This is a genomic window from Dietzia sp. WMMA184 (assembly GCF_002441635.1).
In the GTDB taxonomy this organism is placed as follows: Bacteria; Actinomycetota; Actinomycetes; order Mycobacteriales; family Mycobacteriaceae; genus Dietzia; species Dietzia kunjamensis.
The window spans coordinates 1-24,683 of sequence record NZ_NXEI01000001.1 but is presented as its reverse complement, the minus strand read 5'-3'; the positions used below and the strand labels follow the sequence as shown (position 1 = coordinate 24,683).

16 protein-coding genes, 1 tRNA gene and 1 pseudogene are annotated in these 24,683 nt (G+C 65.0%); 6 read left to right on the top strand and 12 right to left on the bottom strand.

Features of this window, described 5'->3' with window-relative positions:
* Positions 1-164 precede the first annotated feature (164 nt).
* Positions 165-3,161 carry an AMP-binding protein gene (locus CK206_RS00085; protein WP_096905135.1) on the top strand — a complete coding sequence of 999 codons (2,997 nt, stop codon included), beginning with the start codon at positions 165-167 and terminating at the stop codon, positions 3,159-3,161.
* Here CK206_RS00085 and CK206_RS00080 read toward each other — a convergent pair.
* Positions 3,158-4,534, bottom strand: coding sequence for a DUF3375 domain-containing protein (locus CK206_RS00080; protein ID WP_096905134.1), 1,377 nt, complete (start codon positions 4,532-4,534; stop codon positions 3,158-3,160). The two genes, CK206_RS00085 and CK206_RS00080, sit on opposite strands and share 4 nt — an antisense overlap.
* Positions 4,535-5,209: 675 nt before the next feature.
* Here CK206_RS00080 and CK206_RS19430 point away from each other — a divergent pair.
* Complete coding sequence (locus CK206_RS19430) at positions 5,210-7,618, top strand: hypothetical protein (protein ID WP_143337672.1); 2,409 nt, start codon at positions 5,210-5,212, stop codon at positions 7,616-7,618.
* Between the two features lie 99 nt (positions 7,619-7,717).
* On the opposite strand, the gene CK206_RS00075 is transcribed toward CK206_RS19430, so the two are convergent.
* The 11 genes from CK206_RS00075 to CK206_RS00025 form a co-directional block, all read right to left on the bottom strand.
* Entirely contained in the window at positions 7,718-7,897 is a 180-nt protein-coding gene (locus CK206_RS00075; protein ID WP_096905133.1) for a helix-turn-helix transcriptional regulator, read from the bottom strand.
* 222 nt (positions 7,898-8,119) lie between these two features.
* Positions 8,120-11,278 (bottom strand): type I restriction endonuclease subunit R, encoded by a 3,159-nt coding sequence (locus CK206_RS00070; protein ID WP_096905132.1) that lies wholly within the window; start codon positions 11,276-11,278, stop codon positions 8,120-8,122.
* Positions 11,275-12,342: a type I restriction endonuclease subunit S gene (locus CK206_RS00065; protein WP_216824108.1), complete on the bottom strand. Its 1,068-nt coding sequence runs from the start codon at positions 12,340-12,342 to the stop codon at positions 11,275-11,277. The genes CK206_RS00070 and CK206_RS00065 overlap by 4 nt, the downstream gene beginning before the upstream one ends.
* Before the next feature lie 161 nt (positions 12,343-12,503).
* Positions 12,504-14,435, bottom strand: a complete 1,932-nt coding sequence (locus CK206_RS00060; RefSeq protein ID WP_096905130.1) for a class I SAM-dependent DNA methyltransferase — start codon at positions 14,433-14,435, stop codon at positions 12,504-12,506.
* A 396-nt stretch (positions 14,436-14,831) separates the two neighbouring features.
* Positions 14,832-14,905, bottom strand: a tRNA-Leu gene (locus CK206_RS00055).
* Between the two features lie 51 nt (positions 14,906-14,956).
* On the bottom strand, positions 14,957-15,973 hold the full coding sequence (locus CK206_RS00050; protein WP_096905129.1) for a Ppx/GppA phosphatase family protein: 1,017 nt from the start codon (positions 15,971-15,973) through the stop codon (positions 14,957-14,959).
* Positions 15,970-16,521, bottom strand: a complete 552-nt coding sequence (locus CK206_RS00045) for a DUF501 domain-containing protein (protein ID WP_096905128.1) — start codon at positions 16,519-16,521, stop codon at positions 15,970-15,972. The genes CK206_RS00050 and CK206_RS00045 overlap by 4 nt, the downstream gene beginning before the upstream one ends.
* Complete coding sequence (locus CK206_RS00040) at positions 16,518-17,423, bottom strand: septum formation initiator family protein (protein ID WP_096905127.1); 906 nt, start codon at positions 17,421-17,423, stop codon at positions 16,518-16,520. Before CK206_RS00040 ends, CK206_RS00045 begins: the two co-directional genes overlap by 4 nt.
* Positions 17,424-17,486: 63 nt before the next feature.
* Positions 17,487-18,764 (bottom strand): phosphopyruvate hydratase, encoded by a 1,278-nt coding sequence (gene eno, locus CK206_RS00035; protein ID WP_096905126.1) that lies wholly within the window; start codon positions 18,762-18,764, stop codon positions 17,487-17,489.
* Positions 18,765-19,159: 395 nt separating this feature from the next.
* Positions 19,160-19,342 (bottom strand): hypothetical protein, encoded by a 183-nt coding sequence (locus CK206_RS00030; RefSeq protein ID WP_067712807.1) that lies wholly within the window; start codon positions 19,340-19,342, stop codon positions 19,160-19,162.
* A 382-nt stretch (positions 19,343-19,724) separates the two neighbouring features.
* Positions 19,725-19,988, bottom strand: a complete 264-nt coding sequence (locus tag CK206_RS00025) for a heavy-metal-associated domain-containing protein (protein ID WP_007626394.1) — start codon at positions 19,986-19,988, stop codon at positions 19,725-19,727.
* Positions 19,989-20,426: 438 nt separating this feature from the next.
* Here CK206_RS00025 and CK206_RS00020 point away from each other — a divergent pair.
* The 4 genes and pseudogenes from CK206_RS00020 to CK206_RS00005 form a co-directional block, all read left to right on the top strand.
* Positions 20,427-20,573: pseudogene (locus CK206_RS00020) on the top strand (transposase); the annotation flags it as partial.
* Positions 20,574-21,243: 670 nt separating this feature from the next.
* Positions 21,244-21,510, top strand: a complete 267-nt coding sequence (locus tag CK206_RS00015) for an SHOCT domain-containing protein (protein WP_003862069.1) — start codon at positions 21,244-21,246, stop codon at positions 21,508-21,510.
* Positions 21,507-22,988: a multicopper oxidase family protein gene (locus CK206_RS00010; RefSeq protein ID WP_096905124.1), complete on the top strand. Its 1,482-nt coding sequence runs from the start codon at positions 21,507-21,509 to the stop codon at positions 22,986-22,988. Before CK206_RS00015 ends, CK206_RS00010 begins: the two co-directional genes overlap by 4 nt.
* 65 nt (positions 22,989-23,053) lie before the next feature.
* Positions 23,054-24,355, top strand: a complete 1,302-nt coding sequence (locus CK206_RS00005; RefSeq protein ID WP_096905123.1) for an APC family permease — start codon at positions 23,054-23,056, stop codon at positions 24,353-24,355.
* The last annotated feature ends 328 nt before the right edge of the window (positions 24,356-24,683 follow it).

The following is a 24,683-nucleotide window of genomic DNA, read 5'->3' as shown; positions in this document are numbered from 1 at the left end:
GACGGGTGTCTATAACAGGTTCCAGTTTTTGGGGCGGTGCGTGGTGGTCACCGGGGGGCAAGGGACGACGACGACAACGTCGGCACGGCGGGCGGGTTCCCCCGCTGGGCTATCCGCTGGATCGTCTCGGTGCCCGTGCCGCACCCTCTACCCTCGGAAGCACCATGCCGCCCAACCATGACATCGTCTCGGCCGCGCTCAAGACAGCGACGTCGTTCGTCCTGAACGCGGTCGAAGTCGTGCGTTTCGGCGGCCTTCAGACAGACGAAGAGCAATCTCCGTTCGAGATCGTCGCACGGCGCCCGATGTTCCGGCTGCGCCGCTACTACCCGCCGGCGGCGGGGGACGCTGGCCGAAGCGTCCACATCGATGAGGACGAGCCGCCGCGGCCGCCGATCGTGCTCGTACCGCCGATGATGATCTCCGCGGAAGTCTGGGACGTGTCCCCCGCGACCAGCGCAGTGGCCGCGCTGCACGAGTCCGGCATGGACCCGTGGGTGATCGACTTCGGCGCCCCGGACCTCGAGACCGGCGGTCTCGAGCGCACTCTCACCGACCACGTGGTGGCCGTGAGCGACGCCGTCGACCTCGTCACCGCGGCCACCGGCCGTTCGGTGCATCTCGGTGGGTACAGCCAGGGCGGCATGTTCTGCTACCAGGCCGCGGCCTACCGGCGCTCTCGCGACCTGGAGAGCATCGTGACGTTCGGTTCCCCCGTCGACTGGCGCGGCAATGCCCCGCTCGGCATTCCCGAGCAGGTGGTCGTCACTATCGCACGCCTTGTCGCCGACTACGTCTTCAACGAACGCCCACTGCCCGGGTGGCTAGCCTCGACGGCGTTCCGCCTGCTCGACCCGATCAAGACCGCCCGTTCGCAGGTGGACTTTCTGCGCCAGCTCCACAACCGCGAGGCACTCCTCGGCCACGAGCGACAGCGCCGCTTCATCGGGGGCGAGGGATTCGTGGCCTGGTCCGGGCCCGCGATCGTCGACATGTTGCAGCAGGTGATCGTCCAGAACCGGATGATGGTCGGCGGCTTCGTCGTCGGCGACCACGTCGTCTCCCTCGCCGACATCACCTGCCCCGTCCTCGCCGTCTTCGGCGAGGTCGACGAGATCGGCGTCCCGGCCGGCGTCCGCAAGATCGCGTCCGTCGCTCCCGCGGCCGATGTCTACGATTTTCCGGTCCGCGCCGGGCACTTCGGCCTCGTCGTGGGCTCGACCGCCGCCTCGCTGACGTGGCCCACCGTCGCCAAGTGGGTCGACTGGATCAAAGACCGAGGGACTCGACCGGACGGCATCACCGAGGTCGACCCCGACACCGTCATCGACTCCTCCCCCACCAAAGCGATCATGCTCGCGGCGGACGGGGCGTTCCAGGCCGCCGGACTCGGGGTCGGCGTGGTGCGCGGTGCGGGGCAGCTCGCCTTGGGCGCCCTGCGGACGACGCGAGCCGTCGGATACGAGGCGGTGCGCGCGGCACCGCGTCTCATCCGGCTGGGGCAGATCCAGCCCGCGACCCGGATCTCGTTCGCCAAGATCATCGCCGAACGCGCCCGGAACCAGCCGAACGACGCGTGCTTCCTCTTCTCCGACCGCGTCCACACGTACTCGGCCGTCGACACCCGGATCACGAACGTGGTCAAGGGCCTCATCACGGTCGGCGTGCGCCAGGGCGACCACGTCGGCGTGGTCATGGAGACGCGGCCCTCGGCGCTGGTCGCGATCGCCGCACTGTCGCGTCTCGGTGCCGTGGCCGTGCTGCTGCCCCCCTCCCAGTCCTTGCCCGAACTCCTCCAGCTCAGTTCTGTGACCGACGTGGTCGCCGACCCCGAGCACGCGTCCAAGGTCACCGATGCCGGAGCGCGGGCGCTCGTGCTCGGCGGTGGTGGCGGTGAGCGGGACCTGCCTGCGGACCTCGGCGAGGACGTCGTCGACCTCGAGCGCATCGACCCCGAGGCGGTGGAGTTGCCCCGCTGGTACCGGCCGAATCCCGGCCGAGGGGGCGACCTGGCCTTTGTGTTCTTCACCCGCTCCACGGGCACGTGGCAGACCAAGCTCATCACCAATCACCGGTGGGCGGCGTCCGCGTTCGGGACCGCCAGCGCCGCGCGTCTCACCACCGAGTCCACCGTCTACTGCCTCAGCCCTCTCCACCACCCATCGGGGCTGCTCACGACCGTCGGCGGCGCCGTGGCGGGAGGAGCCCGGATCGCGCTCTCCCGCGGTTTCGATCCGGCGACCTTCGACGAGGAGATCCGCCGCTACGGCGTGACGGTGGTGTCCTACACCTGGGCGATGATGCGCGAGTTGGTGCGCGGGCCAGTGCATCCGCGCGAGACGCTCCCGACACTCTCACTCTTCATGGGGTCAGGCATGCCCCGTGGGCTGTGGCGGCGGGTCCTGGACCGCTACCCGGGCACGCGGGTCCTTGAGTTCTATGCCGGCACCGAGTCCGATGTGGTCCTGGCCAACCTCACCACCTCCAAGCCGGGCGCGCGCGGACGTCCACTGCCCGGCACCGCCGACGTGCGTCTCGTCGAGGTCGATCCCGACACCGGCGCGATACTCGTCGGCCCCGACGGCTTCGCCATACCCAGTGAGGTCGACGCACCCGGCGTCCTTCTCACCCGGCCCCGGCTCGGATTGGACGCTTCCGTGCGCCAACTCCGTGGGGTGTTCCGCCCCGGCGACACGTGGGTGTCGACCAATGACATCTTCGAGCGTGACAGGGACGGCGACTTCTGGCTGCTCGGCTCGGCGAGCTCGGTCGTCCACACCGAGCATGGTCCCGTCTACCCGATCCAGGTCGCCGACGCACTCGGCGATCTGCCCCAGGTGGACCTAGCCGTGCTGTACGAAACGGATGGCGCTATGGGCCCGGTCGCCGTCGCCGCGGTGAACCTATGGGGCTCAGATCCCATTACCGCGGCCGACATCGGTGGCGCGCTGGCCTCGGTCCCGCCCGCCGGACAACCGGACATCGTCCACGTCGTCAAAGACATCCGGGTGACCAACTGGTACCGGCCGGACCCAAGGGCGCTCGCAGCCCGGGGGCTGCCGAAGGCCGGCCCGCGTACCTGGATCCGCGATCCCGACACGGGCGGGTACGTACGGCTGACCAAGGCTGTGCGGGACAAGCTGGCTCCGCCGACTTCCTAGACCAGTATCACGGTCTCCTCGTGCGCGTTGGTGGTCACCTCGAGGTCCTCGTCCTTGAGCGCCAGGTAGCCGACGATCTCGGTCGCCCCGTGCTGCAGGGGGTACATGGTGACGATGTCCTCCAGGCGGGCGGTGCCGCGGACCGGGATCAGCGCCCGGATGCGGGAGGCCAGGCGTGCGGGGTCGACGACGACCTGGTCGGTCAGCACCGAGGTGTCGACCTCCTCGGTGTCGACAGGATCGAGCAGGCTGTTGACCTCCGCGGCGGGCCGGGCGGTGAACAGCGGACGATCGGTGGGCAGGGCGACGTCCACGGCAGTCTCCTCCAGCTCCAGCCCGAGGTCCGGCAGCTCCCCCTCGCGGACCTGCAGCGCTGAGGTCTCGATCTGGCGCACCAGGTCCAGCACCCGGCGGTTCTCCAGCCACACCTGGTCGTCGGTGAAGCGGCGCAGCTGCTCGGAGATGTTGCGGACCGTCTGCTGGGTGCGCTCGGCGGCCTCCGCCCAGCCGTGGTGCACGGTGCGCAGGCGCCGGTCCGCGCCGAGCTCGTCGATGCCGGTGAGGCGCTCGAGCAGCATGGACAGCTCCTCCTGGCCCGAGGTGGACAGCAGCAGGTCGTAGAAGGCCTGGAAGCTGCGGCCCTGGTCGGAGGAGTCGATCATGCTGCGGCCGTGGACGAGCTCGGCCAGCAGCTCGCCCTTGCTGCCCTGCCACGTGGCGATGCGTTCGCGGGCCGAGCGGTCCAGGGCGCGGAAGTTCTCCTCCACCTGGCGGAAATCGGCCAGCAACTCGCGGGCGGTGGTGGCGAACTGCTGGTAGCGCTCGCGGACCGCGGTGCGGTCCAGCAGGCCGGAGTCCGGGTCCTGGCGGAGCTGGTCTATCTCCCGCTCGATGTCCTGCTTGCGCCGCTCGAGCTGATCCAGCCGCTTGGCGGGGTCGGACTCGGTGCCCTGGGCGATCTGGCGAAGCAGGTCCACCGCGGTCTGCAGGCGCGACTCGGTGCCGACGAAGGACGTCTCAGACAGCCCCTGCACCCAGGCGTAGGCCTTCTCCAGGGCCGGGGTGGCGTCGTAGTGGATCTCGTCGGCACCCAGTGGGTAGAAGCGGCGCAGGAAACCCGCCTCCGGGCCTGCCCAGTCCGCCAGGTACTCGGCGGCCGTGCGCAGGAAGCGCGGGTTCTCCGGTTCCTGGGCGTCGATGGCGTAGAGCTGGTCGTCCAGCGCCGCCACCAACTCCCCCTCGGAGCTGGCGCCCCGGCCCTCCTCCACGAAGAACCGACCCAACACCGTGAGCAGCAGCGGCGCGTGCGTGGCGCGCAGCATCCGCCAGGCGGGATGCCGCTCGCGCAGCGCCTCGATCTGCGCGTACTCCACGTGGGGCTCCTCGGGGTGGGTGACTGTCGGTGACGGCGGCTCGGGCGCCGAGGGGACAGTCTAGAAGTGGGGTTCGAGGAGCCCGCGCCGGGGCGATGGCTAAGTTGGCCTGATCAGCTGATCACCGCGGCTTGGCGATGTCCGGGCACGGATATCCCATCAACGCCCTTAGAATCAGTGACTTAGACACGGCTGGGGCCGACCGCTGGCTCCTCAAAAGTACTCCTACCAGCGCAATCGGACGGACGGTAGCCAGAAGGTATGTCAAGAACCCGCCGAGAGTGTCCCGAGATAAGGACTGTCCACCGCCGCTAATTCGACATGGACCCGCACCGGTTCGGACCCCGTCCCCACCTACCCGAGACGACTCGGCAAGAGAACTAACGGGTGGCCCGATCCAGCCGAGAGCAGTCGACGTGAGGCCTTCGGCCACTGGCCGGTGCGGGCTGCTGATTTTCGCGCAAGCATGCTCGACCCGCCCTGGCAACTTAGTCACTCCGGCTCCCGGGTGAAACTGCCCACATCGACAGAGACGCCCTGCTCCGCGCCGATACTTAAGGGCGGCCACGCAAACTCTCTCCTTCTGAACCCAAACCAGCGATAATCAGGTTGCATATAACGGAGTGACGACGACAAGAGTCCGCGTTAAGCCAGACCCCTACAGTTGGAGATCAAGTGAGCACATTCGAACGAGGCGCCGCGGCCATTGAAGAACTCATCACGAGGTCGACAGACAATTCTCTCAATGAGGCGACAACGCGGAGACGTATTATTGATGTGCTACTGAAGGACGTTTTCGCCTGGCCTGACGATCAGGTTATCTGCGAAGAGCACGTGGACGGAGACTACCTAGATTACAGCCTAGGGTCCCCCCAACGTCGCGCCATTTTGGAGGCCAAGAAATCTGGTGCCATCTTCGAGGCACCCGCAGGCATTGATTCCGGATGGCATTCAATAGCAACCTTTAGAGAACACACCAATGCAAACTCGGCCGCAATAGACCAGGTACTCCAGTATTGCCAGAAAGCAGGAGTAGGCGTCGCCCTCCTCTCGAACGGTCACCAGTTTCTTGCATTCCTAGGAAGCAGGTCAGACGGCCGAAAGCCAACGACAGGAAAAGCGCTATATTATGCAAGCCTCGCCGATGTATCACGGGATTTTCACAGCCTCTGGGACATGCTATCCCCGGAGGGAATGACGGATGGAACATTAAGTCGCAGACTATCTGGTAAATCAAGTGCCACACCTCCCCCGCTACCTTTGTCGAGTCGGATTCACTCATACCCCGGCTACCGTATCGGAACGGGAATGGAGACGGACCTTCGCATCCTCGGAGACCTATTCATACAGGACGTTGCTAGGGAAGAGAGCATCACCGACAATTTCTTACTGGAGTGCTACTGTTCTAGCGGCGCACTTTCCCAGTATGCGACGGTTAGCAAAGAAATACTTCGCACCCGGTACTACGCCCTCAGTTTGCAAGTCAATACTGAATCAGCCCGCTCGAGGACAGGGCCAAGCAGCGATCTAGTTGAGGACGTCATCGCGGGCGCCATAACAAGACGACCCATAATACTTCTGGGCGACGTCGGCGTAGGGAAGAGCATATTTCTCAAGCACCTATTCCGGATTGAGTCAAAGGATCTCCTCGACAAGACAACCATTTTCTATGTAGATTTCCTAAAGCATGCCGGATTGATTGAAGATGTAGCAGACCAGATTGTCAAGGTTATCGATGCAACTTTAGAGGAAACATACGGAATCAACACGGGCGATCGCCAGTTTGTACGAGCGGTTTACAACAAGGAGATCAATGCATTCAAGCGTGGCATTTACGGACAACTAGAGGAGTCGGACCCCAGCGAGTATCGCCGCCGGGAGATCGAGATGCTATCCGGCCACCTTAGCAACACTTACGAACACGCAAGACGGTCGCTTTCCCACCTCCAAGCATCGAGGTCATTGAGTTTTGTTATCGCGCTTGACAATGTGGACCAACACCAGCCCTCCTTCCAGGAGCAAATATTTATCGTAGGTCAGTCGCTTGCCGAAACGTGGCCATGTGCGGTATTCATGTCACTGCGGCCTGACACATTCCATGAGTCTCGGAAAACAGGCGCCCTCGCGGCCTACCAGCCTCGTGTTTTTACCGTCTCGCCACCCCGAAGCGACCAAGTAATCGTAAAGCGCCTTGAGTTTGCCAAGAAAGAACTTCAGAAATTTGGACGACTACCCGGGTTCCCATCTAATCTGACGCTAGACTCGACAAGTTTAGTTATTTATATTGACGTCCTGATTTCCGCTTTCAAGAACAACGATAAGCTCGTAGAGTTGGTCGACAACCTAAGCTCTGGAAACACCCGTCGAGCGCTGGATTTTGTTTCGACTTTTGTCGGGAGCGGCTATGTGCAAACCTCTAGGATACTTGAAGCACACAAGACGGGGCGTCCGTACATTATCCCGTTACACGAGTTTATTCGGGCTATACTCTACGGAGATCACAGATACTACGATCCCAACACGTCCCCCGTTCCGAACCTCTTTGCCCTGTCCAGCAACAGCACTAAAGAGCATTTCCTGCTCCCCATTTTGCTGGCACTTGTCCAGGCGGCAGGCGGGCGAGCGTCCGCAGGGTTTATCGAGTTGCGCGAATGCGCGAACCTACTACAATCACTCGGTTTTACCCTCGACCAGATCGACCACCACCTACAACGTGCCACACGCCATGGACTAGTCGAACGGACCGATCACGGCGACGCTGGCACCCAGGTACGCATTACTGCCGCCGGCGGCTACCTCTACCAAGAACTTATTACTAGCTTTCCATACCTTGACGCCATCGTGGTGGATACGCCGATACTCGACGTGGACGCACGCGGTCTGATTCGAGATGTGCACGACATTGGAGACCGTTTAGATCGGGCAGAGTCGTTTGTTGAATACTTGGAGAAGTGTTGGGCGTTTGAGGGCCAATCCGTCCCATTCGACTGGCCGAGCATAAGCGAACACGCGAAAGCGACTTTGGAAGATGTCCGTCGCCGAGCAAACAGGCCTGCGGCTCGAACAAATAAGATCGGGAAGTGACAAGAATGACGGCGGAGTACTGTAATCGTGTCGAGTTTCGATACTTCTACTGTTCTCGTCTCCTTTCCAACGTCTGGAATTCCGAATGAAATCCGCAATCTAGTTCTGACGTTGGAGGGCACGGTACAGCCTGGACAACCCAACTCCGAGATCACCGGCGATCGCCAACGCAGCGGTCGTGCCTGGCTTGACCCGTGCCTCCGCGTCGGTCTTCCGGATCCACTTGTTCAGGGTCATCGGGTGGATACCTAAGTCGGCGGCGATCTGCTCGAGCGTCACACAGTCTTCGCGATTCTGAGCGACGCGGACGACGTCGTCCGAGGAACTCCTGGGGGTTAGGGGTTGGGCTCAGCAACATCCTTCCAGGCTCGCCCCTCAGGGCAATCCAGATCAGATGACACCTATCCGTGCACCAGGCCCGATTCTTACGCTGTCGGGGCCTCGGCGCCCCTTCCCCGGCTGAGCCTTTGTGTGAGACCAGCGCATCCCGCGTTGTACGAATTAGCTATCCGGGTCCTCCTCGCCGCCGCCGTCCAGCAGACCGAACTTCTTCGCAGCTTCAGCGACTTCGGCCAGGCCCGCCACGAGGGTCTCGAATAGGTCGGGGTTGGCGAGCGCGGCTGTGCCCATCTCCTCGGTCGAGGTCATGTGCTCGAACAGGGCCGAGCGCACCTTGCCTTGGAACTTCGCAGACTTGCCCATCTGGTCGCCGGTGTTTTCCGTCGCCATGTCGGAGACCTCGTCGTCTCCGGACAGTGCGCCCCACATGGCGGAGACGAACCCTTGCTTCTCACGGTCGCTGGCGGCGACCCCCGCGGCGGCGAACCGGGCGTTGACCTCTTCGATGACGCGCTCGAACGTCTCCTTGACCGGGGCGGGCATGCTGCCGGTCTGGGGGAGGAACTCGGGAGTTGTCAGTGGGGCGTCGCTTCCCTCGGTCAGGGACAGATCGTCTTCGATCCGGGCGGGCACGAGACCGACGCCTGATAGTTCGACACCGCCCACGTAGTCCTCGTCCTCGGGGCGGTCGGTGATCTTGAGGTTGCGCCCCAGGATCATCGCGAACGCCGCTCGCTTGGCGATCTCGATGTCGGCGTAGTCGACGATCTGGGTGAGGAACTCCCAGGCGTTCTTGTACTTGATCAGGTTGGTCCGGAAGTCCAAGATCTCCTGCTTACGATCGGTGTCCCCGGCCAGTTTCGCCTGCCGGTACTCACCGTTCCAGGCATGCACGATGGGCGTGATGAGTTTGCGCAGCGTCTCACCGTTCTCGCCGGCCGCGTAGGCGTCAGCCACCTCCACCATCTTCTCCAAGCTGTAGAAGCCCGCCGTGTCCAGTACGTCGGCCAAGTCGTGGAGGGTGTTGGGATCGACCTCGCCGTGAACCTTCGCGTCCGAGTAATAGACCTTGAAGTCCGCTTGGATGTCCTCGGGAGTATTGATGAAGTCCAGGATCATCGGGGTCGGCTTACCCGGGTAGATCCGGTTGAGCCGCGACAAGGTCTGGACTGTGGTGATCCCTGAGAGCTTCTTGTCCACGTACATCGCGCACAAACGGGGCTCGTCGAAGCCGGTCTGGAATTTATCGGCGACGATGAGGACGCGGTACTGGTCCTCGGTCTTGAAAGCGTTCTCGGTGTCGCCGCGTTGATTCATCCCGGCCTCGGTCAGACCGAGGGAGTCCGGTCGGTCGTCGAGGTCCACCGAGCCGGAGAACGCCACCAGGGTCCGCATGTCCGCGTACCCCTTCTTCGCGATGTACTCGTTCATCGACAGCGACCACTTCACCGCAGCCTGGCGAGAGGAGGTGACGACCATAGCCTTGGCGTGACCGTCGAGGTGGTGCATGACGTTGCGTCGGAAGTGCTCGACGACGACCTCGACCTTCTGGGCAATCGAGGTGCGGTGCAGCCGGACGAACCGGACCAGATCGGAGACCGCCTCGCCGCGGTTGACGTGCTCCTCGCGGCCCAGCTCGTCGCGGACGCTCGCGAGCATGTCGTAGGTGGTGTAGTTGCCCAGTACGTCGAGGATGAAGCCCTCGCCGATGGCCTGGGCCATTGTGTAGGTGTCGAACGCCAGATAGGTGACATCGTCGCCGTCCCCGCGCTTGGAGCCGAACAGGCGCAGCGTCTTGGCCTTCGGGGTGGCCGTGAGCGCGACGTACGTCAGGTTCAGCGCCTGGGACACGGCGGACTCTTTCGCGGTGAGCAGGTCGTCCCCGGTCAGTGGCTCACCGTCCTCGGACTCGGCCACCGCATCGGTCAGCAGGCGTCGCAGCGCCAGGGCAGCGGATCCGGTCTGGGACGAGTGCGCTTCATCAGCGATCACGCACCACTTGCGGCCTTCCAGGTCGCTGCGGTCCCCGATGATCTTGAGCACTTCGGGGAAGGTCTGGAGGGTGCAGGAGATGATGTGCCCGCCATCGCGGAGCGCTTGGAGGAGCTGCGGCGACTTCGCGCCGCCGGCCTCCCCGACGGGGACGATCAGACCCTCGGATGCTTGGAGCAGCGCGATGTCGTCGCGGATGTTCTGGTCGAGCACTGTGCGGTCGGAGATCATGATCACCGAGTCGAACAGCTTGGTGCCCGCGGCGTCGTGCCTGCGGATGAGGTTGTGCGACATCCATGCCATCGTCTTGGTCTTGCCCGAACCGGCAGAGTGCCAGATCAGATACCGGCCACCCACGCCGTGAGTGAGGATGTCGGAGACCACGGACTCGGTGGCGCGGAGCTGGTGAAAGCGCGGGAAGATCAGCCGACCGCCGCTGCCGATTGCCTTGCCCTTCTTGTCCCGCTTGGACGGCTCCCACAGGGCGTAGTCGTTGAGCAGACGCAGGAACAGGTCGCGGTCGAAGACTTGCCGCCACAGGTAGTCCGTGGCCGAGCCGGTCTCCGACGGCGGGTTGCCAGGCTGGCCGTCCTCGGTGCCCTGGTTGAACGGGAGGAAGAAGGTGCGGTCGCCTTTGAGTTCGGTGGTCATGTAGACCTCCGAGTTCGACACCGCGAAATGCACCAGGCAGCGGCCCGGAGCCAGTAGTGCCCTGGACTTTCCTCGTCCCGGCTTTCGGTCGCGGCGGTACTGCTTCTTGGCCTCGTCGACGGCCTGGGTGTTGTCGGTCTTGAGTTCCATCGTCACCACCGGCACACCGTTCACGCACAGCACCAGGTCGATGGTCTCGTTGGTCTCGGCGTCGAAACGGACCTGCCGGATCACCCGTAGCCGATTGGTCTTCGCCGCCTCCACCGCTGTGGTGAGGATCGGGTTCGCGGGCGGGTACGCAGCCATCGCCCCGAAGGTGGAGGTCATGTGCCCGGCCCGGGTGTGCTTGAACCCCTCCCGAAGCGCCCCGAGGAGCCCGCCGCGGATCTTGCCGTGCGCGGTGTCGTACTTGACCTTGCCGCCCAGCACACGCTCGGACAGATGCTTGAGCAATAGGGTCTGGGCCAAGTTGCGCTCCACGTCCGACCCATTGTCCGGTACTGCTTTGGCGAACTCCTTGGGGTGCCGGTACTCCAGCCATGCGAGCGCGTCCGGACCGTGCAGGGCCAGCTCCGGGTCCCAGCCGGTATCGGCGGGGTCGTAGAGCCAGCCGCGCTCGGCCAGGGACTGGCAGATGTTGTCCTCGAACTCGCGCTCCATCAACACAGCAGTGCTCATGAAACGGGAACCTCCTTACGGCCGGTGACTACCTCGGCAATGAGAGCAGACCGGCGCTCGGTCAGCAGTGTTTTCAATTCCTGGGCGCCCGCGATCATCGAGTCTAGTAGGCTCAGCCGCTCCGCCAATCGCTGCGCAATAGTGATTTGGTCTTCCATTGGAATCGCCGCGATGGGGAGAGATCGGACTTTCTCTGAAGACAATCCGGGGATGGTCGCCCCCACTGCTAATAGTTCGATGAGACCGGCAGCCTTATGCGCGCGAATGGTGTAATCGATGAATGGACCGAACCAGCCGGGTCGGGGACGCACACGAATAACGTGATTCTGAAACCCCCAGGAGGGTAGATCTGCCGTGAGGCAAGTGCTTCGGCCGTAGCCCGCACCGCCCTCTACAACAAGCACATCCCCCGCCCTTAGCGAGAGGTTATTCAACTCCTCAAGTGACATCCACATCATCTGATCATCAAGCACCAGCACCCCCTTGTGTTGGATACTGGCAGCGCGCACATAGTTCGTAAGAGACTCAGACTCGCTCTTCTGCTTTCCTTGGAACGTCTTTCCGAGTGAGACCTCTGCTGCGAGTTCTAACCGCGTATGGTTAATGTCTGAGTAAACTTGGGTCTCGCTCAGGATTAAATCAAGTTCTCGCTCCTCCAGCTTGCCCACCAGTTCATCAAGCTTCGCTGCCATCGCGTCGATCTCCGCCGTCTCGCGGTCCAGGTAGTTGGCGATGGCGCGTTGGGCGGGGAGGGGCGGGAGGGGGAGCCGCATAGTGCTGAATTTGCCGAAGCTGATGGACTGCCCGTCCCTGAGCTGATCGGTCATTGACGACAAGCCGCTGATAAACGGATCGGACTTAAGGAAGTATCTGTAATACTCGGGGTCTGCACCGACTACAGGCCTCAGAACCGTGTAGGCGTTAGTTACTTTGCCAGACACGCGGCTGTGCTCGATCCCGCCTTGAAAGCTCCGAAGATGAATGATGAAGTCGTTTGGGAGGACGCGCTTCGCCACGTCGCGATCGGATTTGTTGATGACAACGCGGTTGCCAGTTAGCTCCATATATTCGCGCTGCGTTAGGACCCCGTAGTGCTGCGAGGGGGTTAGTCGGTCGTCTGTTGGGCCACTCTTCTCAGAACGTTCATGGAACACTGCCCACGCCGGAGCCACATTCCATGGAACAGCCCCGAGCCATCGAGTGCGGCTCGCAGCGGAATAGGCGCTCATTCCCGCACCGCCGCGAACTTGGCCTCCAGGCTCGCCATGACGCGCGCGATGTCGGCATCTATGTCCTCCAGGGGACGGACCGGCACCGGCTTGTAGAACAGGCGCGTGAAGGGGATCTCGTAGCCGACCTTGGACGCGGCCTCGTCCCACGTCACGTCGGGAGCGAAGGGCAGCACCTCGCGGCGCATGTGCTCGTCCACGTCCTCGGACAGGGGGATGCGCTCGGTCATGGAGAAACCGTCCACGAGCACTGGCTTTCCGGTGCGAGACACGGCGGGCGGGGCGTCGGGATCGTCGTGGGCGACGGCGTTCATGATCGCGTCGATCAGTCCGGTGGGCATCTTGACCCCGGCGGATTTGGAGCGGGTCTTGAGCAGTGTCGGCAGGCTGTTCCACACCACCCCGTCCAGCTTCTCAATGATGCCGCGGTGATCGTCCGTCGCGGCGGGGTGGGATAGCACCTGCTCGATGGCCTCGGCGGTCACCTTGGTGCAGTAGTGGTGCTGTTTGACCACAGGCACGTCGCGGTACCCGAGGTCGTCGGCGGTGACGATCTTGCAGTGCTCGCCGTCCTCGAAGGCGGTGTAGAGATCCAGAACAGCCGCGCGGTTGCTCTCACTCATCTCGCGGGTCTTGTCGCCCATCCCCTTGCGCATCGGGGACCAGAACGGTGCGGCGTTGATGAGCTGGATCTTGCCCTTGCGGTGCTCTTCCTTGTTGTTGTCGAGGATCCACACGTAGGTGGAGATGCCGGTGCCGTAGAACATCTTCTCCGGCAGAGCGATGATCGCGTCCACGAGATCGCTCGTCAGCAACCAAGCGCGGATTCGGTCCGGCCCGGACTCAGCCTTGCCGGTGAACAGGGGAGAGCCATTGGAGACCACAGCGGCGCGTCCACCGGCCCCGTTCGCGCCTCTGGGTGCCATCTTCGAGGCCACGTGGCTCAGGAACAGCATCTGGCCATCGGAAGTGGCCGGGAGACCGTGAGAGAACCGCGAACCGGGCACCGCTGCTTGGCGCATGACCTCGACCTTGGAGACAGACCAGTCGCTACCGAACGGCGGGTTGGACAGGACGTAGTCGAAGGTGTCGCCCTCGTAGCGGTCCTCGCGCAGGGTGTCGCCCTGCTTGATCGACTCCGGTCGTCCGCCCTGGATCAATAGGTCGGCCTTGCCGATGGCGTAGGCCAGGTCCATCATTTCCTGCCCGTACATCGACACGTCGATGTTGGGGTTCATCTCCTTGAGAGCACGCTCTGCGACCAGAAGCATGCCGCCGGTGCCCGCGGTGGGGTCGTAGACAGACCGTGCCGGTGCCTTACCGGTTAGGCCCTCATCGTCGGAGGCGAACAACACATCCACCATTAGGCGGATCGCATCGCGTGGGGTGTAGAACGCACCCGCGGCTTTGCCTTTGGTCGTGAAGGCCCGGTACATGATGTCCTCGAACAGATCGCCCATGCTCACATCGGGTATGCGGTCGGGGTGCAGTTCCAGCGCGGCGAAGTGACGGATGACCTGCCACAGCCTGTTGTTCTTGCTCAGGGTGGCGATCTTCTCCCGGAACTTGAACGACTCCCAGATGTCGGCGATGTGCTCGGAGAACCCGTCGAGGTACTCCAGCAGCGACTCCTGGACATGGTCATCGGTCTTGCCGATGGTCTCCATGGTGAAGCGCGAGGTGTTGTAGTAGCCGAGACCGAACTTGGCGTGCACGGCCATGTTCAGCATCTCGCCGTTGTACTTGCCCGACTCGGCCAGCTCGACGACTTCGTCCTTGGTGTCGTCGAGGAGGCACTCCAGGCGGCGGAGGATGAGGAACGGCAGGATGTACTCGCCGTAGTCCTCGGGATCGACGACGTTGCGGAGGAACTTGTCCGCGGTGTCCCACACCGCGGACTGGCTGATTTTGGCTACCTGCGCGCTCACTCGCGGCCCTCTACTTCGGTTCGTTTATCGGTTATCGGACATACATACCGCCTCAGTCTTTCAGGTCCCTTATCTCTGACCATATGGACGGTACGGATGAGGCGTCCTGGCCGGCGTCATCGGTTGGCTGCTCCGCCCCTTGCTCTGCACTGTTCGACAAATGGCAAGCTGTACAGCTCGGAGGAAGGGCGGGTCATCCCAGCATCGGGTCACCTGTGATAGAGGCGCAGCAGCGATGAGCTGGTGGCGCGTTACCCTCAGGTGCACGGCTGAACCACCGCGAGATCGACGACCAAGCGCAAACCGTGGGAAGAGACCGAACTGCGCGCGACATCTTTTTTGAATGATTTGATGGATAGTCTCAGCCCGAAGCTGCGCTATAGCCGCTGTTCAGAGTGCCCCCAGTCGGACTCGAACCGACACTGAAACGGTTTTAAGCCGTCTGCCTCTGCCAATTGGGCTATGGGGGCTTTCCGACCCGCCGGCGCGGAACCGGTTGGGGCGCAGGATGCCTGGCCGGTCTAGCCGGCCAGGCAGGTCAGCACCGACATCGCGATGCCGTCCAGGATGTCCTTCTCACTCACCGTGAGCTCGGACAACCCCGCGCGCTCTGCCATCACATCACACACCGCCTGGACCACGATCGAGCCCCCGCCGATCACATCCGCACGGCCCGGATGCATCGGCCCCAGGCTGCGTCGCTCGGTCACCGACGAGGCCACCAGGCGGTCGCACACCTCGCGCATGCGATCCAGCGGGATGACGCTGCCGTGGATCTTCTGCGGGTCGTACTCCCCCAGCCCCTGCGCCAACGCCGAGAGCGTGGTGAAGGTGCCGGCCACGCCCACCCAGCGCGCGGCGCGGCCCACCGGCACGTCGCCGGCCTCTGCCAGCGCATCGGCGATCACGGCCCGTGCCTCAGCGATCTCGGCCGTGGTGGGCGGATCCGAATGCAGCACTCGCTCGGTGATCCGCACACAGCCCACATCGAGGCTGCGGGCCCCGAGCAACTGCACGTCGCCGCGGACGAGCTCGCCCACGACGATCTCCGTGGAGCCGCCGCCGAGGTCGGTCACTACAAACGGCCCGTCCGCCGGCGACAGGTCCGACACCCCGCCGGCGAAGGTCAGCTCGGCCTCGGTCTGTCCGGAGATGACCTCGGCCTGCGCGCCCGGGAAGTGCTTGCCGAGCACCTCGGCGGTCATACCGAAGAACTCATCCTTATTGCGGGCATCGCGGGTGGCGGAAGTGGCGACCATCCGCACCGACTGCACACCGAGCTCCGCCATCGTGGCGGTGTAGTCCATCAGCGCGGTGCGGCAGCGGGAGAGCGCACCATCCGAGAGTCGCCCGGTGGCGTCGACGCCCTCGCCGAGCCGGATGATCCGCATCTCGCGCGTGACGTCGGTGAGTCCGGCCTCGCCGGGGACGCCCTCGGCGACCAGCAGGCGGATGGAGTTGGTGCCGCAGTCGACCGCGCCGACGCGCACGGCGCCGGGCCGGGCCGGGCCGGTGCTACTCGATCCGGTGGTGGTCACTGCTCGTCCATCGCGAGGTAGTCGGGCACGCCCAGCTCCTCGGGCGTGGGCCAGTCGGCGGGCAGGGCGTTGCCGCGCAACCCGGCCTCGCAGGCCAACGCCACGGACTCGTCGCCCAGCCAGACCACGCCCGGCCCCTCCGCGAGCGCGTACGCCATGAGCACGTGCAGGCACTTGACGCGCTCGGGCATGCCGCCACCGCTGAAATCCGTGCCCAGGTCCTCGATCTCGTTGCGCTTGGCGAGGAACCGCTCGTGCGCCTGCACGTAGTTGGCTGCCAGCTCGGGCTCCTGGGCCAACCTCGTCGTCATCCCCCTCATGATCCCCGCGGACTCCTGCCGACTCGCCTCGGCGGTGAGCCGCGGATCGGTGAGGTAGTACAGCGTGGGGAACGGGGTGCCGTCCTCCAGCCGCGGCGCGGTCTTGACCACCCCGGGCTGGCCGTCGGGGCTGCGGTAGGACACCTCCAGCACGCCCCGCGGCGGCCGACCCAGCTGAGCCTGGATCGCGTCGAGGTCTTCGCTGGACACGCTCTGCTCGGCGCTCACGCTGGGGGGTCCTCCTGTGATTGATCTTGGACGCCGCCCGGGATGGGGGCGGCGGGGTCGTCGGCGCCGGGCACGCCGGGCACGACCGGCACCGGCGGGGTGTCGGGGCCACCGGGGATGGACGTGCCCTCGAGCACCGCCGAATCCTCCGGCATGATCGGGTCCGCGGGCTCGGCGATGGAGTTCCACACGCGCGTCTGCCACGGCTGCGCCGCCAGCTCGGCCGCCTTCTGCTCGGCCACGGCCTGCTCGATCGGGTCGACCATCGACACGCGGTACGGGGTCTCCCCCGGCTTCACGGCGCCAAAGCGGATGCGGGCCTGCTGCTCGATGTACGCCGGGTCCGACAGCATCTGCTCCTCGGCCTCGAGCTCGGCGATCGTCGCCTCCAGCGCGGCCCGCTCCTGCGCCACGGTCTTCTCGTCGCGCAGGAACTGATAGTGATTGCGCAGCGGGAACGACACGGTGACCAGCAGGATGATGGCGACGACGGCGAGGAGTCCGATCCGCCGCGGGGTGTAGTTCCGCGGGCCCAGCAGGGTGTCGGACAGGTCCGTGCGCGTGGTGAGGCGGTGGGCCTCCGGATGCGCGGTGGTGCCGACCCGGCCGGAGCGAGCGGAGGCCGGGACGGGCCGGTCCCGTTCGCGGCTCGGCGTCCGCCGGCGCGTCGGCTCCCGGCGGGTGGGGTCGGCGGGCTGATCGGCCCCGCTCTGCCCGTCGACCCCGTCGCGGCCGGTAGCACCCGGGCCGCGGCCGGTGCTGCTCCCCCGGTCTGCGGCGGTCCCCCGGCCCGTCCCGTTCGCACGGCGACGGATGGCGCCCGACGCCTCCCCGGGCCGCCGGGACGCCGCACGATCGCGTGCGTCTCCCCGGCGGTCCGAGGGGCGGGGCGGGCGAGCCATGCGCCTTCCTTTCCGACTACGTGCCCGTCAGCGGTGAACTGCCGACGGGCGGTGTTGGTGCCGTCAGGCGTTGAAGCGCGGGAACGCCTCGGCGCCGGCGTACCGGGCGGCGTCGCCGAGCATCTCCTCGATGCGCAGCAGCTGGTTGTACTTGGCCACGCGCTCGGAGCGGGCCGGGGCGCCGGTCTTGATCTGGCCACAGTTGCAGGCCACGGCGAGGTCGGCGATGGTCGTGTCCTCGGTCTCGCCGGAGCGGTGCGACATCATCGAGGCGTAGCGGTTGCGGTGGGCCAGGTCCACGGCGTCCAGCGTCTCGGTGAGGGTGCCGATCTGGTTGACCTTGACCAGCAGGGCGTTGGCCAGGCCCTTCTCGATGCCCTCGGCCAGGCGCTGCGGGTTGGTGACGAAGAGGTCGTCGCCGACCAGCTGCACCTTGTCGCCGATCATGTCGGTCAGCGTCTTCCAGCCGTCCCAGTCGTCCTCGTCGAGCGGGTCCTCGATGGAGACCAGCGCGTACTTGTTGACGAGCTCGGCGTAGACGTCGGCCATCTCGGCGGCGGAGAGCTGCTTGCCCTCGAAGTGGTACTTGCCGTCCTTGTAGAACTCGGTGGCGGCGACGTCCAGAGCGAGGGCCACGTCGGTGCCGAGCGAGTAGCCGGCCTTCTCGATGGCCTCGGCGATGAGGTCGAGAGCGGCGGTGGTGGACTCGACGGAGGGGGCGAACCCGCCCTCGTCGCCCAGGCCGGTCGACAGGCCTCGATCCTTGATGACGGTCTTGAGGTGGTGGTACACCTCGGTGCCCATGCGCAGGGCCTCACGGAACGTGGGCGCGCCGATGGGGGCGATCATGAACTCCTGAACGTCGACGCCCGAGTCGGCGTGGGCGCCACCGTTGAGGATGTTCATCATCGGCACGGGCAGCACGTGGGCGTTGGCGCCACCGATGAAGCGGTAGAGCTCGAGGCCCGAGGACTCGGCGGCGGCGCGGGCCACGGCCAGCGAGACGCCGAGGACGGCGTTGGCGCCGACGGTGGACTTGTTGGGGGTGCCGTCGGCGTCGAGGAGGGCCTCGTCCACGACGCGCTGGTCCTCGGCGGGGATGCCGATGACGGCGGGGGCGAGGACGTCCAGCACGGCCTCCACGGCCTTGGTGACGCCCTTGCCCAGGTAGCGATCGTCCTCATCGCGAAGCTCCACGGCCTCGTGGGCGCCGGTGGACGCACCGGACGGCACGGCGGCGCGGCCGAACGAGCCGTCGTCCAGAAGCACCTCCACCTCGACGGTGGGGTTGCCTCGCGAATCGAGGATCTCCCGGGCTCCGACCTGCTCGATAAGCGCCATCTGTGCTCCTTGGGGGAAGTTCGTGGGTTCGTGTGCGTGGCCGGCGCCGCTAGGCGGGCGCAGTCCGCTGGCCATTGTTCCACGTCGGTCCAGAGGGCGGGACGAGGCTGGGCCGGGGACGCTCACCCCGCCCCCGCCTGGCCGGCCTTCGCCCCCTCCGGGGTTGCGCGTCCCCTATGTACGCCGCCGGCCCGGGTACGCACCCGGTCTGGTCCATTCCGGGCGCATACCTCTCCCCAGCCGCCCTCGCTCAGCTCCACACGTGAGCAGGATCGACGTGCTGGCCCACGTCCATCGCGTCGTGGAGAACCCCGCCCACCACGAGCATGTCCGGGTCGAAACGGCAGACCAGACAGACTTTTCACCCGCGCTCACCGTGAGGCGGAATGTCGCCGTCACCCAGGTGACCGACCGTCGGCCACTGCTCGTGCGCGGATGTACGCGGTGGCGTCGTCCAGGTCCGAGTCGCCGACATCCACGTAGCGGCCCGCCGCCACGTCAGCCCAGCCCAGCTCGACTGCTGCACGAAGTGTCGCGAGCCTGACTGCGTCCTCACCATCCCGGCTCTGCATACTCATCACCCCTGTCGAGAAACTATGCCAATCCTGCGGGTCCGGCACGGCCTGCGTGAATACGAACCAGCCCGCAACCAGAACTCTGGCCGCCGCGGGCCCGTGTCGTCGTCGCCATCGTCATGGACTTCGTCCCGAACGCGCCGCACGCCGGCTCCCCACGCTCGCCCCCGGCGGCTCGGCGGCCCGGCGTCTCGGCAGCTCGGCGGGTTGCCCGCCAGCGGGCGCCGACGGTGACGTACCCGGCCCCTAGAGTGAGCCCGACCCCGCCAGGACCATCCAGGAGGACTCAGTGGACTCACCCGCCCTCATCACCGCCCGCAACCGGGGCGGCAACTGATGGCGACCCGGTCCCCACGCAAGACCTCCGCCAGGCGCAAGACAAGCGTCAGCTGCAGCAGCAGCCACCCGTTCCACTCGCCATAGGCAAGGAGACACCGACCGTCTGATCTGCGGAGACTATCGCGTATCCGGCGTCGGCCACGGCTTGGGATACGGCCTGGGTAGTCGCGGTTCCGGTCGTTGTCATACTTCCTGCCTGCAAGTTGACTTCGACGCCGATCACGCCGGGCAATGCACCAACAGCGGCTTTCACGGACGAAACGCAATGCCCGCAGGTCATCCCCTGAACTTGGTATGTGGTGGCCGTCATCGTCTTAATCCTTTCGCCGAACGCCGTGGGGCGATCCCACACCAGAATCATATACCCCCGGTGGGTACATGATTCGAGTCGTCAGGTTTCTTCACGAGATCTTGACCTTGGCACCGAGGGAGCGAGGTGGGCGCCCCAGGACACGTTGCCCGAGGCTGGTCGATCGGGCTCGGAGAACCGCGGTTTTCGGACTGGCCCCTGAAAGCACCCTCTGCCGGTGCCCTACAGCGCCCATCATTTCCTGGTCTCCACGCCTCATGGCGGTTCTGGTTGTGATGTCCGTCGGGGGACCGCTGCAGCATTTGCCGGTTGGTTAACCGAGAGCCACACTGCCGGCTCGACACTGACCGTGGTCCTGGGCGCACTTTGGCTCGCGCTACGACCCCGCGGGATTCGGCCCCGCGAGCAAATCGATCGAAGACTGGGCGTGAGCCCTGCGCCCTCGGCGTCAACGGCGACGGCCACCGCGAGGTGCTGGGCATACAAGTCGCCACCAGTGAGACCACGGCCTCATGGAACACCTTCTTCGCCGACCTGGCCGCCCGCGGCCTGGGCGGGGTGCGGCTAAATACGCAGACCTTCCACTAAACGGGCCCTTCACTATGAAGGGCCACTAAACGATGCCGAGCTGTAGTTTCTGCGAACTCACCCTTCCCCAAATTTCCCCCATCTTCGAGGGCACGAGGGTTCTCCACCATGGTCTCGATCGTTCCAGCCTGTCCTGAGTGTCAGCTCGCCAGCGGAAATTCTTGATCAGACCTCCACCTGATCTCCACACAAATACGCGGGCGTACCGGCCAATGTGGAACTCGACCGGAAGACAGGGGCGCGGTATGGAGTGGGCGAGTGTAACCGTGGTGGCCATTGGCCTGGGCGTGTTCTGGGCCAGCGTGCTCTGCCTCATTGTCGCCCTGACAGGGACCGCTCCCCAGGCGTGAGACACCCAGGGACCAATCGATGGGTGAGCCGGGTTCAACCACCTACCCCACATACCCCATAGGGGTATAATTGGAGGTGTTCCAGTGAGCACCAGCAACGAATATGAAGAGGAGAAGATGTCTATCCAGCCTCGCAGTAACCTTCCGTTGGAAGCGATCGCTGAATCCTGCACGTGCTGCTCCACACCCAGACCCTCGGTGCCGATGCCGATCCACGGTCTCCAGACCGACCGCCACGCCCCGCACCCGGCGCCACCACCCCCCAGACACCGGCGGGCCACACGCTCGGGACTGAGAAGTAGCGAAGGACGATCGCGATGATGTGGAACAACGGGATGGGTTCGGGAATGGGCTGGATGTGGATCTTCTGGCTCTTGGTCATTCTGGGCACGGTGGTGGTCACCGTCGTCCTGGCGAAAGCGTTCACCGGCGGCCGGGGCCAGACCGGAGGGCATGAGCATGTCAAAACCGGGGAACGCCCGCGCCAGCCGCGAGAGATCCTGGACGAACGCTACGCCCGTGGAGAGCTAACCACCGAGGAGTACCGGGAGCGACTACACACTCTGGGCGAGGGACGGCAGTGAGCGAGCTGACCCGACGGCAGCTCCTCGCACTGGGTTTGGCAGGGGCCGGCACCGCCGCCGTGGGCGGGGCCGGCCTGTGGTGGACCGTCAGTGAGGGCAACACCACGAACAGTGGTGGCTTCTCCGACGGTGGTGACGACCTTCTCGAGCCGGACGTGGTGGCCAGTCGGGACGGTGTGCTCGATCTGGAGTTGGTCGCCGCCCCCGCCCGGGTCAAGATCGGCGGGCGAAACGCAAACGTGCAGGCGTTCAACGGCACACTCCCAGGCCCCACCCTGCGCGTTCGGGGCGGAGACACGATCCGAGTGGCGATTGCCAACGAACTCGACACCCCGACCAACCTGCACGTACACGGGTTGCACGTCTCCCCCGAGGGCAATGGCGACAACCCCTTCGTCAGCATCTCCCCCGGCGAGTCCTTCGACTACGAAATCGTCCTGCCAAACGACCACCCGCCCGGGACTTTCTGGTACCACCCCCACCACCACGGCCATGTCGCTGACCAACTGGCGGCCGGACTCTACGGAGCGATCGTTGTTGAGGACCCCGAGCCGGTCCCGGTGTCCCGTGAGCGCACCTTGGTCGTCTCCGACATCACCCTCGACGGCACTGGCAACCCGGCTGCCGCGTCCCCGCCCGAGAAGATGATGGGCCGTCAAGGCGAGATAGTGATGGTCAACGGCCAGGTTCGGCCCCGGGCCACCGCTTCGCCGGGAGAGCGAGAGCAGTGGCGGATCGTCAACGCCTGCCCGTCCCGCTACCTGCGCCTGACCCTGGATGGTCAGTCTCTGCGCCTGCTCGGCCGTGACACCGGCCGCCTACCCGAACCTGTCGACCTCACCGAGGTGACGCTGGCTCCCGGAAACAGAGTCGAACTCCTGGTGGACGCTCGCCAGGGCACCTCCACTCTGCTCAGCATCCCGGTGGACCGCGGCGCCATGCCTGGCATGATGGGCGGACCCATGGCCGGTGCGTTCCCGGCGGACGACGAGCCGATCGGTCTGCTCACGCTGGACGTGACTGGGCCCCCGGCGGACGAACCCGATCCCGTGCCCGCAGGACCGGCCCTGCGGGACCTGCGCACCGCACCGGTAACTGCCCGTCGAACCCTGGAATTCGCCATGGGCATGGGCATGGGCCGTGGGATGCGCGGAGCCGAATCGATGATGTCGTTCACCATCAACGGCCGACAGTTCGACGCCGACCGAAACGACATCACGGTCCGCGCCAGAACTGTGGAGGAATGGACCCTGACCAACACCAGCCCCATGGACCACCCAATGCACCTGCACGTGTGGCCCATGCAAGTCCTCGACGACGGCGAGTCACCCACCTGGCAGGACGTGGTCAACATTCCGGCCTTCGGCCGCGTCACCATCCGCGTGGCCTTCGACGACATCGTCGGCCGCACCGTCTACCACTGTCACATCCTCGACCACGAGGACCTCGGCATGATGGGCACGATCCTGGCCCGCTGAACTCGGCGCACCCGACCGCAAGCACACCGCCAACCCCGCCCGACGAGAAGAAAGTACGGTACCGCATGGATCGCAGCGCCCAGTCCTCGAACTCACTGACCCTCACTGGATCCGTTGCGCTCGGGACGGGGGTGATGATCGGGGCGGGCATTTTCGCCCTGGTAGGGCAGGTCGCCGAGCTGGCCGGGGGGTGGATGCCGTGGGCCTTCCTTGCCGGGGCAGTGGTGGTGGCCTTCAGCTCCTACTCCTACATCCGCTACTCAGCCACCAACCCTTCCTCGGGCGGAATCGCGATGCAACTCAAAGCCGCGTATGGACCCGGGGTCGTGGCTGGCTCGGTTTCGCTGTTCATGTACGTGTCGATGATCCTCGCCGAGTCCCTTCTCGGCCGAACCTTCGGTACCTACATGCTGCGACCGTTCGGGATGCAGGACTCCGACGTGTGGGTCCCGGTGCTGGCCGTCCTCGCCATCGCCGGCGCCGCACTGGTGAACCTGGTGGGCAACCAACTAGTGGAGCGCTCTGCCACGGTCACCGCAGCGCTCAAGATCGTCGGCATCGCGGTGCTGGCGATCGCGGGAATCCTCGCCGCGGGACTCTCCTCCCTGCCCCGGCTCATTACCGCCGCTGGACGCACGCCACCAGACCAGGGATGGGTGGGCTTTCTCGCCGGTGTCACCCTATGCATCCTGGCGTACAAGGGGTTCACCACGATCACCAACCACGGCGGGGATCTGAAGAACCCCAAGCGCAATATCGGCCGCTCAATCATTATTTCCATCGCCCTGTGCACGGCGCTCTATCTATTGATCACCGTCGCAGTCACTGCGAGCCTGACCGTGCCAGAGATCATCGAGGCCCGCGACTACGCACTGGCCGAAGCAGCCCAGCCGATGTTCGGCGACTGGGGCATGAGAATAACCGTGCTTATCGCGGTGGTCGCCACACTGTCTGGACTGATCGCGAGCCTATTCTCAGTCTCGAAGCTCTACGACATGCTCCGAGAAATGGGCCAAGCCCCGGGCCTGCCCGGCCGGCCAGGACATCAGTCGCTCTACATCACCGCCGGGCTGGCGATCGTGATGGCCGCCTTCTTCGACCTCTCCCAGATCGCCTCCCTTGGCGCTATCTTGTATTTGGCCATGGACATTGCCATCCACTTCGGGATCATCCGCCGTCTCAAAAACGACGTCGCCGCCAACTCCTGGATCCCGTTGCTCGCGATCATCCTTGACCTCGCGGTACTGGTGCCCTTCCTGCTCACCAAGAGCCAATCGGACCCGTTCACCCTCGTCATCACCGCGCTAGTGGCCCTAGCCATCGTCCTCGCCCAGTGGCTCGCCGTGCGACACCACCAACACCAGTGAGAACACAGAGCACACCAGAGACTCCAACCAACCCAGCGCGATTCAGGCCGCACGACGCGCGTCCGCTGAGCGCGTTGAGGCGCGCATCTCCCCACACTTGTGGCACACGCCGTACCGGCTTCGCCGAACCTTCACGTGAAGGACAGTTCGTCCTTCACAAACACTTGGCAGATTGGGGGTGTACCGATCAATGGTCCCGTGCACTCGGGGCTGGATCGAGCACCCAGGAGGAAACGATGCAGGCGAGATGGAGTATCAACATCACCCCTATCGAAAGGGGCGCTCGCATCGTGTTGGGTCTTCTCGGTGTCGTTGGCGGAGGAGGCGG

Excerpts from the sequence above, each read along its gene's own strand:
- CK206_RS00070 (WP_096905132.1), bottom strand. The coding sequence starts at position 11,278 with ATGAGCACTGCTGTGTTGATGGAGCGCGAGTTCGAGGACAACATCTGC.
- CK206_RS00015 (WP_003862069.1), top strand. The coding sequence starts at position 21,244 with ATGATGTGGAACAACGGGATGGGTTCGGGAATGGGCTGGATGTGGATC.
- CK206_RS00030 (WP_067712807.1), bottom strand. The coding sequence starts at position 19,342 with ATGAGTATGCAGAGCCGGGATGGTGAGGACGCAGTCAGGCTCGCGACA.
- CK206_RS00065 (WP_216824108.1), bottom strand. The coding sequence starts at position 12,342 with ATGGAGCTAACTGGCAACCGCGTTGTCATCAACAAATCCGATCGCGAC.
- CK206_RS00005 (WP_096905123.1), top strand. The coding sequence starts at position 23,054 with ATGGATCGCAGCGCCCAGTCCTCGAACTCACTGACCCTCACTGGATCC.
- CK206_RS00085 (WP_096905135.1), top strand. The coding sequence starts at position 165 with ATGCCGCCCAACCATGACATCGTCTCGGCCGCGCTCAAGACAGCGACG.
- CK206_RS00040 (WP_096905127.1), bottom strand. The coding sequence starts at position 17,423 with ATGGCTCGCCCGCCCCGCCCCTCGGACCGCCGGGGAGACGCACGCGAT.
- eno (WP_096905126.1), bottom strand. The coding sequence starts at position 18,764 with ATGGCGCTTATCGAGCAGGTCGGAGCCCGGGAGATCCTCGATTCGCGA.
- CK206_RS00025 (WP_007626394.1), bottom strand. The coding sequence starts at position 19,988 with ATGACGGCCACCACATACCAAGTTCAGGGGATGACCTGCGGGCATTGC.